General features: G+C 60.8%; 12 protein-coding genes. 8 read left to right on the top strand and 4 right to left on the bottom strand.

The window, feature by feature from the left end; translation table 11 throughout:
* Positions 1–111: 111 nt before the first annotated feature.
* Together AACR14_RS13715 and AACR14_RS13720 are read left to right on the top strand one after the other, a co-directional pair.
* A complete protein-coding gene (locus AACR14_RS13715; protein ID WP_019446581.1) occupies positions 112–1,512 on the top strand; it encodes an L-cystine transporter in 1,401 nt (466 codons plus the stop codon).
* 97 nt (positions 1,513–1,609) lie between these two features.
* A complete protein-coding gene (locus tag AACR14_RS13720; RefSeq protein WP_019446582.1) occupies positions 1,610–2,938 on the top strand; it encodes a CoA-disulfide reductase in 1,329 nt (442 codons plus the stop codon).
* A gap of 149 nt (positions 2,939–3,087) precedes the next feature.
* Here AACR14_RS13720 and AACR14_RS13725 read toward each other — a convergent pair whose 3' ends face one another.
* Positions 3,088–3,843 carry an outer membrane protein assembly factor BamD gene (locus AACR14_RS13725; protein WP_019446583.1) on the bottom strand — a complete coding sequence of 252 codons (756 nt, stop codon included), beginning with the start codon at positions 3,841–3,843 and terminating at the stop codon, positions 3,088–3,090.
* Between the two features lie 117 nt (positions 3,844–3,960).
* Here AACR14_RS13725 and rluD point away from each other — a divergent pair, with 117 nt between their 5' ends.
* The 3 genes from rluD (at position 3,961) to clpB (ending at position 8,567) form a co-directional block, all read left to right on the top strand.
* Entirely contained in the window at positions 3,961–4,941 is a 981-nt protein-coding gene (gene rluD, locus AACR14_RS13730) for a 23S rRNA pseudouridine(1911/1915/1917) synthase RluD (protein WP_005339771.1), read from the top strand.
* Positions 4,942–5,053: 112 nt separating this feature from the next.
* On the top strand, positions 5,054–5,791 hold the full coding sequence (pgeF, locus tag AACR14_RS13735) for a peptidoglycan editing factor PgeF (RefSeq protein ID WP_019446584.1): 738 nt from the start codon (positions 5,054–5,056) through the stop codon (positions 5,789–5,791).
* 202 nt (positions 5,792–5,993) lie between these two features.
* Positions 5,994–8,567: an ATP-dependent chaperone ClpB gene (clpB, locus tag AACR14_RS13740; RefSeq protein ID WP_019446585.1), complete on the top strand. Its 2,574-nt coding sequence runs from the start codon at positions 5,994–5,996 to the stop codon at positions 8,565–8,567.
* 301 nt (positions 8,568–8,868) lie between these two features.
* Here clpB and asnA read toward each other — a convergent pair whose 3' ends face one another.
* Positions 8,869–9,861, bottom strand: a complete 993-nt coding sequence (asnA, locus tag AACR14_RS13745) for an aspartate--ammonia ligase (protein ID WP_019446586.1) — start codon at positions 9,859–9,861, stop codon at positions 8,869–8,871.
* A 154-nt stretch (positions 9,862–10,015) separates the two neighbouring features.
* Between asnA and asnC the strand changes: the two genes are divergently transcribed.
* The gene (gene asnC / locus AACR14_RS13750; protein WP_005339783.1) at positions 10,016–10,477 is read left to right on the top strand and encodes a transcriptional regulator AsnC; all 462 of its coding nucleotides are present in this window, start codon (positions 10,016–10,018) and stop codon (positions 10,475–10,477) included.
* Positions 10,478–10,485: 8 nt separating this feature from the next.
* Here asnC and AACR14_RS13755 read toward each other — a convergent pair whose 3' ends face one another.
* The gene (locus AACR14_RS13755; RefSeq protein WP_019446587.1) at positions 10,486–11,250 is read right to left on the bottom strand and encodes a substrate-binding periplasmic protein; all 765 of its coding nucleotides are present in this window, start codon (positions 11,248–11,250) and stop codon (positions 10,486–10,488) included.
* 87 nt (positions 11,251–11,337) lie between these two features.
* Here AACR14_RS13755 and AACR14_RS13760 point away from each other — a divergent pair, with 87 nt between their 5' ends.
* Positions 11,338–11,874, top strand: a complete 537-nt coding sequence (locus AACR14_RS13760; protein WP_019446588.1) for a DUF2301 domain-containing membrane protein — start codon at positions 11,338–11,340, stop codon at positions 11,872–11,874.
* Here AACR14_RS13760 and AACR14_RS13765 read toward each other — a convergent pair.
* Positions 11,871–12,275 (bottom strand): CBS domain-containing protein, encoded by a 405-nt coding sequence (locus AACR14_RS13765; RefSeq protein WP_019446589.1) that lies wholly within the window; start codon positions 12,273–12,275, stop codon positions 11,871–11,873. The genes AACR14_RS13760 and AACR14_RS13765 overlap by 4 nt on opposite strands.
* Before the next feature lie 162 nt (positions 12,276–12,437).
* Here AACR14_RS13765 and AACR14_RS13770 point away from each other — a divergent pair.
* Positions 12,438–13,024, top strand: a 587-nt coding sequence (locus AACR14_RS13770; protein WP_019446590.1) for an SDR family NAD(P)-dependent oxidoreductase, incomplete at its 3' end; no start/stop codon positions are given.

Genomic DNA, 13,024 nt, shown 5'->3' on the forward strand with positions numbered 1-13,024 from the left:
ACCCCCTTGTTCTTGTCACGACGGCGCAGACCGTCTGACACGGTTGCCAGGGCAAGCATGGCGCTTGCTCTTGTTTCTCGGGCGCAAGCCCGCTTTTTGGGGAGTCATACCATGACATTTAGCGTTATCGGCAATCTGGCCATCGCCGCCATCTTGCTGTTCTTTCTCTACCGGTTACAGGAAAAACATGTGAGCTTCACCCGCCGGGTATTTGCCGGTCTGGGGCTCGGTATTCTGTTCGGCGCCGCGTTGCAACTGCTTTACGGTGCTGGTTCGTCCGTCATTGTTCAGACCATCGACTATCTGGATATCGTGGGTAGCGGCTATGTGAAGCTGCTGCAGATGATCATCATCCCGCTGATCATGGTCTCCATCATCAGCGCTATCTTGAAGCTCAATGGCGGCAGTGCGCTGGGCAAGATCAGCGCCATGACCATAGGCGTGCTGATCTTCACCACCGCCATCGCCGCCGGGGCGGGCATCCTGATGTCCAACCTGTTTGGCCTGACCGCTGAAGGGCTCACCTCCGGTGCCGCCGAGAGCGCCCGGGGCGCCGCGCTGCAGACCACCCTCGGCAGCGTCGAGAGCATGTCCTTTGCCAAGATGATGCTGGAGTTCATTCCTGCCAACCCCTTCCTCGACATGACCGGGGCGCGCAAGACCTCCACCATCGCCGTGGTGATCTTCTCCATCTTCATTGGCCTCTCAGCTACCGGCATCGCCCGCAAGAAGCCGGAGATCTTCGCCAGCTTCAGCCACTTCGTGGCCGTGGCTCATGCCATCGTAATGCGAATGGTGACTCTGGTGCTGCGCCTGACCCCGTTTGGCGTACTGGCGCTGATGACCAAGGTGGTATCGGGTTCCAACTATGCTGACATCATCAATCTGCTCAGCTTTGTGATGGCCTCTTACGGCGCCATTGCCATCATGTTTGTCGTGCACTTGCTGCTGGTGAGCATGGTCGGCATCAACCCGCTGCGCTTCCTCAAGAAGATCACGCCGGTGCTGGCGTTTGCCTTCACCTCGCGCACCAGTGCGGGCTCCATCCCGATGAACGTGCAGACCCAGACCAAGTCGCTGGGTATTCCGGAGGGGATCGCCAACTTCGCCGCCTCCTTCGGTTCCACCATCGGTCAGAACGGCTGTGCCGGTATCTATCCGGCCATGCTGGCCGTGATGATTGCCCCGACCGTCGGGGTCAACCCGATGGATCCCGGCTTCATCATGACCCTGATCGCCATCATCACCGTCAGCTCCTTCGGGGTGGCCGGGATTGGCGGTGGCGCCACCTTTGCCGCGCTGATCGTGCTCTCCGCGCTGGACTTCCCGGTGGCGCTGGCCGGTCTGCTCATCTCCATCGAGCCGCTGATCGACATGGGTCGTACCGCGCTCAACGTCTCCGGCTCCATCACCGCAGGGACGGTGACCAGCCGCCTGATGGGCGAGACCGACATGCATGTGTTCAACAGCGATCACGAAGTGAGTCTGGACGGCGAAGAGTCCACCGTCTGATTTGCGTCGGTTGATCTGCCTGTGGAAAGGGGTGACCCTTTCCCGTCATAGACCGCAGGGAGGGCATGCCCTCCCTGCGCCATTGAGAGGAAAAACAATGAGAATTCTGATCATCGGTGGCGAAGCCGCCGGTATGAGTGCGGCGGCCAAGGCACGCCGTCTGGCCATCGATTCCGAAATCGTGGTGTATGAGGCCTCCGAAGTGATCTCTTTCGGTGCCTGCGGCCTGCCCTACTTCGTCGGTGACGAGTTTCAGGAGCCCGGCTACATGGCCGAGTTCACCCCCGAGCAGTTCGCCGCCAAGGGGATCGAGGTCAAGATTGGCCATCGGGTGCTGAGCGTTGACGCAACTGCCCAGACCCTGCAGGTGGAGCACAACGGCGACACCTTCACCGATCGCTACGATCGGCTGATGATCGCGACCGGCGCCCGCGAAGTGATGCCCCCCATCCCCGGTTTGCAGCAGCAAGGGGTATTCGGTCTGCGCCGGATGGCCGACGGGCTGGCGCTTAAGGCGGCGGTGCAAGACAAGAATAATCGCCGCGCCCTGGTGATCGGTTCCGGCTTTATCGGGCTGGAAGTGGTCGAGGCGCTGGTCCATCAGGGCAAAGAGGTGCGTCTCATCGAGCTGGCGGATCGAGTCATCCCCGACGCGTTTGATGGCGAGATCACCCAGCACATCGAAACCGAACTGCGCGAGCAGGGGGTCTCCCTCCATCTGGGTGAGCGAGTTGAAGCACTGCTGGGGAATGGCCGGGTGACCGGCGTGCGAACCAGCCAGGGCGAGTACGAGGCCGATATCGTGGTGGTCTGCACCGGGGTCAAGCCCAACACCGAGTTTCTGGCCGATACCGGCATCGAGCGGCTCGGCAACGGCGCCATCAAGGTGGATCGTCAGGGACGCAGCTCGCTCGCCAACATCTGGTCGGCCGGTGACTGTGCCAGCGTCTGGCACAGCGTGAAGCAGCAGCAGGTCTATGTGCCGCTCGCCACCATCGCCAACAAGCTGGGGCGCATGGTGGGTGAGAACCTGGCCGGGGCCGAGCAGGAGTTCCCGGGCACCCTCGGCTCTGCGGCGCTCAAGGTGCTGGGGCTGGAGGCGGGCCGTACCGGCCTCTCCGAGCAGGAAGCCAAGGTGATGGGCATCGACTATCGCACCGTGGTTATCAAGGACAAGTGCCACACCAACTACTGCCCGGGTCAGTCCGACATCCACGTCAAGCTGGTCTACGAGGCGGGCAGCAAGCGGCTGCTGGGAGGCCAGATCCTCGGTCGCAAGGGGGCGGTACATCGTATCGACGCGCTGGCGGTGGCCATCACCATGGGAGTGACCACCGAGCAGCTCGGCATGCTGGATTTTGCCTACGCGCCGCCCTTCTCCCGCACCTGGGATGCCCTGAACGTAGCGGGTAATGTCGCGAAGTAAGCGTTGCGATGACGGACGGCGTTGGGAAGGCGCTGTTACGTTGCCCCAGCTCTGCAGAGCCCCTGCGGGTAATATCAGTGGCTAAATTGCAGCGATAAAAAAACCGATGCCAAGGCATCGGTTTTTTGTTACCGGTTTATCCGTATCACTCAGCCACGGCCGAGGCGGTTCTCCGGGTAGTTCTTGGCCAGCACTTCGCGGGCATGCTTGGCCAGCTGCGGCATCTTCAGGGCGTCGTAAGACTCGACCATGATCTCCAGTGCCTTCTCGGTTTCGGCTGTGTCGGGGTAGGTTTCGACAATCAGTTTGGCCCGGTTGGCGGCCGCGACCAGTGCATCACGCTTCACATAATACTCGGCCACGCTCAGGTCATATCGGGCCAGACGATTCTTCAGGCCAATCATGCGGGCGCGGGCATCGGCGGCATAGACACTGTTGGGGTAGTTCTGCAACAGGGTCTTGAAATCCTGGAATGCCTGACGGGCATAAGCCGGGTCTTTGTCGTCCCGATCGATACCGAACAGGCTCTGGAAGAAATTGTAATCCGCCGCCATGTTGGTCAGGCCGCGCATATAGAAGACGTAATCGATATTTTTATGCGCCGGATTGAGGCGGATAAAACGGTCGATATTGGCGATCGCCTGAGCGGTATCATCCTGCTTGTAGTAGGCATAGATGAGGTCAAGCTGCACCTGGTTGGAGTAGGCGCCGAACGGGTAGCGAGAGTCCAAAGCCTCCAGCAATTCAGTGGCTTGCACGTAATTGCCAACGTCCAGTTTGAGGCGTGCTTTCTGGTACAGGGTCTCCGGCGGTTCGTCGGGTACCTTGGGTTTGGTGCTGGAACAGCCTGTGATCAAGGTAGCGACCAAGGCGAGCGACATCAGCAGGTGAGACTTCTTTCCCATCAACAACATCCGGTCCATTTCCACGAAATTGGCAAAGTATCCGTTATGCTTGGCTAAAAGAAAAGCTAGAATACCCGGATTATTTCGAATTGATACCCCCCGCTCAAGAGACCATACATGAGCCAGCATATTGAACTGACAGGCGAATTCCAGGATCACCAATTCGGGCAGCGACTCGACCAGGCCCTGGCCGAATTGTTTCCAGACTACTCCCGCACCCGCATCAAGGAGTGGATTTTACAGGACAGAGTGACCCTGGACGGTCAGGTTGCCAACACCCCGCGCGAGAAGATTCTGGCCGGGCAGCAGGTGCATGTGAATGTCGAGCTGGAAGATGATACCCGTTGGGATGCCCAGGATATCGAGCTCAACATCGTTTATGAAGATGAACACATCTTGGTGATCGACAAACCGGCCGGACTGGTGGTTCACCCGGGCGCAGGCACGCCGGATGGCACCATCCTCAACGCCCTGCTGCACCGCTACCCCGGCATTGCCGAGGTACCTCGCGCCGGTATCGTGCACCGTCTGGATAAAGACACCACAGGTTTGATGGTGGTTGCCAAAACCGTACCCGCCCAGACCCATCTGGTGGAAGCGTTGCAGGCGCGCCAGATCACCCGTGAGTACGAAGCAATCGCCATCGGTCACATGACCGCAGGTGGTACCGTCGATGCGCCCATCGGCCGTCACCCGACCCAGCGTACCCATATGGCCGTGGTGCCCAATGGTCGTCCTTCCGTGACCCACTACCGGGTTCACGAGAAGTTCCGTGGCCACACCCGTCTGCGTCTGCGTCTTGAGACCGGTCGTACTCACCAGATCCGTGTCCACATGGCGCATATCAAGCACCCGCTGGTGGGCGATCCCGCCTACGGTGGTCGTCTGCGCCCGCTGCGCAACGCGACCCCCGAGCTGACCCAGGCACTGCGCAACTTCAACCGTCAGGCGCTGCATGCCACCATGCTGCAACTGGCTCACCCCATCACGGGTGAAGTGATGCAGTGGCATTCAGCTACACCGCAAGACATGGTGGAGCTGATGGAAGTGCTGCGTGCGGATACTCTCGCCAATCCGGATGATTTAGTCTGGAACTGATGCGATAGGGCCTGCTGCGTCGGTTTCTGGCGTCATCCGGCCCGAATAGATACCAAACGGGGTTCCCTTGCAGGAGCCCCGTTTTTATATCGGTGAATTGAAGGAGTCACAGATGAAATGGATCGAACCCGACTGGCCAGCTCCGGCCAATGTCAGAGCCCTGTCAACCACTCGGGATGGCGGGGTAAGCGAGGGGGTTTTCGCCGGGCTGAATCTGGGCGCCCATGTGGGGGATGAACCGGTGCGAGTCGAGGCCAATCGTGCTCGCTTGCAGCAGGCGGCCGCCATCCCGGGGCCCCTCAACTGGCTTAATCAGGTGCACGGCACCGTGGTTCATCAGGTCAGCAACCATTATCAGCAGGCGCCAGATGCCGATGCCGCCTGCGCCCATGAGGCGGAGCTGGCCTGCATCGTGATGACCGCCGACTGTCTGCCGGTGTTGTTTTGCGATCGGGTAGGTACCGTGGTCGCAGCGGCCCACGCAGGTTGGCGTGGACTGAAAGAGGGCGTGCTGGAGGCGAGCATCGTCGCCATGGGCTGCGAGCCGGGCGAGATCCTGGCCTGGTTGGGCCCGGCCATCGGCCCCACAGCGTTTGAAGTGGGTGGCGAGGTGCGCGAAGCCTTTATGGCCGAGCAGGCCGAAGCAGAAGCGGCGTTCATCCCTTCGTCCAATGAGGGGAAATGGCTGGCGGATATCTACCAGCTAGCCCGGCTGCGCCTTGCCCGCGCCGGCGTCACCGCCATCTATGGTGGCGAATACTGCACCTTCAGCGACAGCGAGCAGTTTTACTCCTATCGCCGCGACGGCCAGACCGGCCGGATGGCCTCCCTCATCTGGTTGGCCCGCTAAGCAATCACCCGCCAAGTAATAGCCCGTCTCTCTCAAGAACAGATCCGTATGAGAGAGGCGGGGATCCTGCCCTCTCCCCGCTTTGCAGAAAAAATAACCAGCCCATGCCCTTGAAATAGCCCGTACGGGCCTCATCTTTCATCTCAGAAAGTCATGTTGTTTGCCGCGCAAGCGGCGTCTGCCTGTTTGAAGGGGGAGTGCAATGCGCCTCGATCGCCTTACCAGCAAATTCCAGATTGCTATTTCCGATGCCCAGTCTCTTGCGCTGGGTCGTGACCACCAATTCATCGAACCCGTTCACCTGATGACCGCACTGGTCAATCAGGATGGCGGCTCCATCCGTCCGTTGCTCACCCTGACCGGGATGGATATCAACGCCCTGCGCTCCCGCCTTGGCGAGGAGCTGGATCGCCTGCCGCGCGTGAGCGGCGTAGAAGGGGACGTGCAGCTCTCCAACGGCCTCGGCCGCCTGCTCAACGTCTGCGACAAACTGGCCCAGCAGCGCAAGGATCAGTTCATCTCCTCCGAACTGTTCGTGCTGGCTGCCCTCGACGACAAGGGAACGTTGGGTGAGCTGCTGCGCGCCCAGGGGCTGACCAAGGAGAAACTCGAAGCGGCCATCGACAAGGTGCGGGGCGGCAAGAAGGTGGAAGATGCCAATGCCGAGGAGAACCGTCAGGCGCTGGAGAAGTACACCATCGATCTGACCGAGCGTGCCGAAATCGGCAAGCTCGACCCGGTGATCGGCCGTGATGACGAGATCCGCCGTACCATTCAGGTGCTGCAACGCCGCACCAAGAACAACCCCGTGCTGATTGGTGCTCCCGGTGTCGGTAAAACCGCCATCGTCGAGGGGCTGGCCCAGCGCATCATCAACGGCGAAGTGCCGGAAGGGCTCAAGAACAAGCGGGTGCTGTCGCTGGACATGGGGGCGCTGGTGGCCGGGGCCAAGTATCGCGGCGAGTTTGAAGAGCGGCTCAAGGCCGTACTGACCGATCTCGCCAAGGAGGAGGGCAACGTCATCCTCTTTATCGACGAGCTGCACACCATGGTCGGCGCCGGCAAGGGCGAGGGGGCCATGGATGCGGGCAACATGCTGAAACCTGCGCTGGCCCGTGGCGACCTGCACTGCGTCGGCGCTACCACCCTGGATGAGTACCGCCAGTACATCGAGAAAGATGCCGCCCTTGAGCGTCGCTTCCAGAAGGTGCTGGTGGAGGAGCCGACAGTCGAGGATACCATCGCCATCCTGCGTGGCCTGAAAGAGCGTTACGAGTTGCACCACCATGTGCAGATCACCGACCCCGCGATTGTGGCGGCGGCCCAGCTGTCGCACCGCTACATTGCGGATCGTCAGCTGCCGGACAAGGCCATCGACCTTATCGACGAGGCGGCAGCCAGCATCCGGTTGCAGATCGACTCCAAGCCCGAGGCGCTCGATCGTCTCGAGCGGCGCATCATCCAGCTCAAGCTGGAGCAGCAGGCGCTGATGAAAGAGGACGATGACGCCAGCCGCAAGCGTCTGGAGCTGATCAATCAGGAGATTGGCGAAAAAGATCGGGAATACAACGAGCTGGACGAGGTGTGGAAGGCTGAGAAGGCCGCACTCGCCGGCACCCAGCATATCAAGGCTGCGTTGGAGCAGGCCCGTCAGGATCTCGATGTGGCGCGCCGGGCAGGCGACCTGGGCCGGATGTCCGAGCTGCAGTACGGCCGCATCCCCGAGCTGGAGAAGCAGCTGGATCTCGCCACTCAAGCCGAGATGCAGGAGACCAGTCTGCTGCGCAACCGCGTCACCGATGTGGAGATCGCAGACGTCCTGGCCCGCTGGACCGGTATTCCGGTCGCCCGCATGTTGGAAGGGGAGCGCGACAAGCTGCTGCGGATGGAAGAGCAGCTGCACAGCCGGGTGATTGGTCAGGAAGAGGCGGTCGATGCGGTCTCCAACGCCATTCGTCGCTCCCGTGCAGGTCTCTCCGATCCGAATCGCCCCATCGGCTCCTTCCTGTTCCTGGGGCCCACCGGGGTGGGCAAGACCGAGCTGTGCAAGGCGCTGGCGGAGTTCCTGTTCGATACTCAGGATGCCATGGTGCGGATCGACATGTCGGAGTTCATGGAGAAACACAGCGTGGCCCGTCTGGTGGGGGCGCCTCCCGGATACGTGGGTTATGAAGAGGGTGGTTATCTGACCGAGGCGGTGCGCCGTCGTCCCTACTCGGTGATCCTGCTGGACGAGGTGGAGAAAGCACATCCGGATGTGTTCAACATCCTGTTGCAGGTGCTTGATGATGGCCGCCTGACCGATGGTCAGGGTCGCACCGTCGATTTCCGCAACTCGGTGGTGATCATGACCTCCAACCTCGGGTCGGATCTGATTCAGGAGCACCACTCCGAGAAGGATTACGACGAGATGAAGGCCATGCTGATGGATGTGCTGACCCGCAGTTTCCGACCGGAGTTTATCAACCGGATCGACGAGACCGTGGTGTTCCATCCGCTTGGCGAGGATCACATCAAGTCCATCGCCCGCATCCAGCTCAAGAGCCTGATGGGGCGACTGGAGGCTCAGGGTTACGAGGTGGAGGTGAGCGAAGCGCTGCTCGAGAAGCTGGTCCACGCCGGGTTCGACCCCGTCTATGGGGCGCGGCCTCTCAAACGGGCGATCCAGCAGAAGGTGGAGAACCCGCTGGCGCAGGCCCTGCTCTCCGGCCGCATCGTGCCGGGCAAAAAACTGGTGCTGGGGGCCGACAGCAACGGCCTCACCATGACCCAGTAACCGATCTCGTGTCGATGTTTGCAACGCCAGCCCTCGGGCTGGCGTTGTCATATCTGGTGGCGGGGATTCGGGCGCAAAAAAAAACGGCAATCTGAAGATTGCCGGGAGGAATGTAGTGAAGCGACCTTACGTGGGTTGAGCGGGTCGCAGGGGCAAGCCCCGGTTTCGCCGCGGGTCATCAGGGATGACCACACGGCTTACAGCATGTCCGGACTGCGCTCGTTCAGTCCGCACCGCCACACACCTTCAGGGCTGACCCGCGTGACACAGCTTGCGGGCCAGACCGATGAAATCAACGCGTTTACAGCATGCCCGGGATGGCGGCTTTCATTTCGGATGGCCACACACCGACCTGAACCTGCCCGATATGCTCTTTTTGCAGCAGCAGCATGGCCAGACGGGATTGGCCGATGCCGCCGCCGATGGTTTGCGGCATCCGCGCAGCCAGCAGATCCTGATGCCAGTCGTACTGCAGGCGATCCTCGTCGCCGGTGATGGTGAGCTGACGACGCAGTGCTTCGGCGTCGACCCGGATCCCCATGGAGGAGATCTCGAAGCTGTCTTGCAGCACCGGGTTCCACACCAGAATGTCACCGTTCAGACCCGCCAGACCCAGCTCGCTGTGGCTGCTCCAGTCGTCATAGTCCGGGGCGCGCACATCGTGGCGTTCGCCGTGGGAGAGGGCGCCACCGATACCGATCAGGAACACGGCACCCAGCTCTTTGGCGATGGCACGTTCGCGCCCCTTGGCATCGAGGTCCGGGTAGCGGGTCAGCAGCTCTTCGCTGTGCAGGAACTGGATCTCGGCCGGCAGGAAGGGGGTCAGCTCATGCTCGGCACAGACCGCGCGCTCGGTAGCCTTGATGGCGGCCCAGATGCCGCGCACGGTTTCCTGCAGATAGGCCAGATCGCGGCGCTCGCTCGGCATCACCTTCTCCCAGTCCCACTGATCCACGTAGACCGAGTGGATGGGGGTGAGCTTGTCTTCGTCCGGACGCAGCGCCTTCATGTGGGTGTAGATCCCTTCACCCGGGCCGAACCCGAAGCGACCCAGGGTCTGGCGCTTCCATTTGGCCAGTGAATGGACCACTTCGTAGCTGTGCTCCGGCAGGGTCTTCACTTTGACCTGCACTGCATTCTCGTGGCCAGAGAGGTTGTCCTGAGTACCATCACCGACCCGGCTCAGAATGGGGGCTTGCACCTCCATCAGACCCAGTTGTTGGGCGAGTTGGCGGGAGAACATCTCTTTGACGAAGCTGATCTGCTGTTGGCTGCGAATGTAGTGCTGTTTCATGCTGAATTCCTGTTTCAAACCCCGTTGGATGTGGTGATTCTTCAACAGATCGCCAACTAAATTCAATATTCGATAATACAAATAGGCTTTGTGTGTTTTTTTCTTCAAAATAAGCCGTCATTTAATGAGGTATCGTTAGCAGGAGTGCAAAAAAATGCCGGAAAATTACCGGATCGATAATCTCGATCAGGCCATCCTCACCGCTCTGATGGAGAATGCGCGGATCCCTTACGCCGAACTGGCGAAACAACTGGCGGTCAGCCCGGGCACCATCCATGTGCGGGTGGAGAAGATGAAGCAGGCGGGGATCATCGAGGGGACACGGGTGCAGGTTAACCCCAAGAAGCTGGGTTACGACGTCTGCTGCTTTATCGGGATCAATCTGAAGAGTGCCAAGGATTACCCCTCGGCACTGGCCAAGCTGCAGGCGCTGGACGAGGTGGTGGAGGCCTACTACACCACGGGCCACTACAGCATCTTCATGAAGGTGATGACCCGCTCCATCGACGAGCTGCAGATAGTGCTGATCAACAAGATCCAGACCATCGACGAGATCCAGTCCACTGAAACCCTGATCTCGCTGCAAAACCCGATCCTGCGGGATGTGAAACCCTGACCCCTTGATCAGGGTTCGATATAGGGGATGGCGTATTTGTCGTAGAGGGCCTTGAGGCTGCCGTTGCGCTTCATGCGCAGCAGTTCGGCATCGTAGGCGGCCATCAGGGCTGGGGTCTGTGCATCCGCCCGTGCGCGGGCCCAGGCGTTGAAGTAGGGGCTGCTCTTGAGCGGTTTGGGCAGGTAATCGATCTTTCCCGTCAGCCCCTCTTCCTTGATCTGGGTGAAGGCGGTGACCAGCGGCATCGGCACGGTATCGATCCGTCCGGCCAGCAGTTTGCGCAGTTGCAGCTGGTTCATGGTGATCTCCTGAAACTGATAGGCCGGGTCGGTCATCGCCACCGCCAGTTCAGGGGTGTAGGAGAAATCCTTGGTCACGCCGATGCGCCAGGGTTTGAGATCGGCCAGCGTTTCGTAGCGGATCTTCATCAGGTCCGCCTTGCGCACGAAGAAGTGCCAGCTGTGGCGAAGATGGGCCTGTTGGGGATAGATGAGATAACTTTCCCGCTCAGCCTTGTAGGAGTGGGTCATCACCAGGTCGCAGGCGCCGGTTTCGGCGTTGCGGGTGAGGCGGGCGCCGGAGTCGGCCAGCTCGACCCGAAAGGGCGTCTCCAGCTTGTCGAAGATGGCGGTGACTATGTCGATATCGAGTCCGCGGGGTTTCTGATCGGCATCGAGATACTTGAGCGGGGGCTCCATGGTGCCGCAGATCACCAGCTCCTTGGCCGGCAATCCGAGTGGAAACAGCAACAAAAGCAGGGGGATCACACGCAAACTACGTCTCCTGAGCCCGTTTGAAGATATTCCAGAACCTGATTCCAGTATATTGGGTAACACCTGATCCGTTAGAAGCGACTGTTTATGGCAAACCCTGAAATCGAGAGCCCACTGGACGGGATCGACAAGTTGACCGTTTCGCTCTACCGCCTTGGCTTGAGTGCGGCAGCCCTGTTGCTGCTTTGCCGCGGTGCGGCGCTGCTGAGCGGGATGGCACTGCTCCCGTCGGCACAATGGTTGATGTTGCTGGCAGTGGCAAGCGCAATCTGCGGCTTCTCGCTGCATATCTACGACAAGCGGATTCGCCTGATTCTGCAGGGATTTGGTTGGGGCGCGCTGGCCCTGGCGGCGGTAGGGGCACCGGATGCGCTGGTGCTGGGGGCAGCGTTGGCGACGCTCTCCGGGCTGGCGTTCAAGGAGCAGTTTTGCTTCGCAATTCCCGGCATCAAGCTGGTGCCCGTGCTGCTGCCGGCGCTATGGCTGCTGGAGTGGTTGCGGGTGGAGTGGGCCGCCGCACTGGTGGCGCTGGTCTGCGGTGCCCTGTTGAGCTTGTTGGCGCTGGCCAAGTGGCGAATGCCCCTGCACTTCGATATCGGTGACAAGGGGCGTTACCAGATCTAGGTCTGCTGGCACACCTTCATCTGCTGGTTGAGGGCCTGCATCACCTGACGGCGGCTGATGATGCCGATCACCTTGCCCTGTTGCAGCACCGGGTAGATCTTGGGCTTGGCATCGGCCATCTGGCGAGCCAGCTCCAGAATGCTGTCATCCGGCCCGACCGAGAGGGGCGTGCGGTTCATCAGATCCTCCACCCGGGTACGGGTGTCGCAGTGGTAGCTGCCGGTGAGCAGGCTGGGGATGCAGTCCTGCTCCGAGAGAAAGCCGATCAGCCGTTTCTGCTCATCCAGCACCGGCAGGCCGCCAAGACCCGATTGATGCAGGCGATCCAGCGCCTCGGCTAGGCTGAGTCCGGCAGTGAGGGTGTGGGTCAGGCGACCCATGTGGTGGTGTACTTTCAGCATGGTGGTGACTCCGCAAGAGGGGGATGCCGCCACTATGACGCGGGCGGGTAGCTCGCGACCAATGGCTTGTGCCGCAGGGATTGATAGGCACAAGCCATCGGCGGTGATCCGCTGGCAGGCGGGCTTCGTTCATGCAAGACCATGAAAGGGAAAGGAGATCGTATGCGTGCATTGGTTACGGGCTGCGGCCGTCGACTCGGATTTTATCTCTGTGAACAGCTGGTGGCAGCGGGTTGGCAGGTGACGGGCAGTTATCGCAGAGAGCGGCCGGAGCTGGCCACGTTGGCTGCATTGGGGGTCGAACTGGTGCCGGCGGATTTTGGTCGGGAAGAGGACGTTGGCAAGCTGATCGATGTGCTGGCTGCCCATCAGGATCTGGCGCTAGTGATCCACAACGCTTCGGCCTTCGAGCCGCAGGCAACTGATCCGGCGGCGCAACTGGCCCAGTTCGAGCAGTTCTACCGGGTGCACATGGCGGCCCCCTTCCAGCTAAACCGGGCGCTGGCCCCCCGGCTGGCCAGCAATCCCAACGCCAGCATCATTCACATCACCGATATCTATATCCATGCCCCGGCCCCCCGTTTTGCCAGCTATGTGGCCACCAAGGCAGGGGCCCATTCGCTGGCCATGAGCTTTGCCCGGGAGCTGGCGCCTGCGGTTCGGGTCAACACCATAGAGCCGGGCCCCATTCTGTTTCTCGACGAGCATGACGAGGCGTGGCGCCAGCAGGTGTTGGCGAAAACACCGCT

The organism is Aeromonas sp. 159 (assembly GCF_963862045.1).
Classification (GTDB): Bacteria; Pseudomonadota; Gammaproteobacteria; order Enterobacterales; family Aeromonadaceae; genus Aeromonas; species Aeromonas veronii.

Excerpts from the sequence above, each read along its gene's own strand:
- AACR14_RS13715 (WP_019446581.1), top strand. The coding sequence starts at position 112 with ATGACATTTAGCGTTATCGGCAATCTGGCCATCGCCGCCATCTTGCTG.
- AACR14_RS13720 (WP_019446582.1), top strand. The coding sequence starts at position 1,610 with ATGAGAATTCTGATCATCGGTGGCGAAGCCGCCGGTATGAGTGCGGCG.
- AACR14_RS13725 (WP_019446583.1), bottom strand. The coding sequence starts at position 3,843 with ATGGGAAAGAAGTCTCACCTGCTGATGTCGCTCGCCTTGGTCGCTACC.
- rluD (WP_005339771.1), top strand. The coding sequence starts at position 3,961 with ATGAGCCAGCATATTGAACTGACAGGCGAATTCCAGGATCACCAATTC.
- pgeF (WP_019446584.1), top strand. The coding sequence starts at position 5,054 with ATGAAATGGATCGAACCCGACTGGCCAGCTCCGGCCAATGTCAGAGCC.
- clpB (WP_019446585.1), top strand. The coding sequence starts at position 5,994 with ATGCGCCTCGATCGCCTTACCAGCAAATTCCAGATTGCTATTTCCGAT.
- asnA (WP_019446586.1), bottom strand. The coding sequence starts at position 9,861 with ATGAAACAGCACTACATTCGCAGCCAACAGCAGATCAGCTTCGTCAAA.
- asnC (WP_005339783.1), top strand. The coding sequence starts at position 10,016 with ATGCCGGAAAATTACCGGATCGATAATCTCGATCAGGCCATCCTCACC.
- AACR14_RS13760 (WP_019446588.1), top strand. The coding sequence starts at position 11,338 with ATGGCAAACCCTGAAATCGAGAGCCCACTGGACGGGATCGACAAGTTG.
- AACR14_RS13765 (WP_019446589.1), bottom strand. The coding sequence starts at position 12,275 with ATGCTGAAAGTACACCACCACATGGGTCGCCTGACCCACACCCTCACT.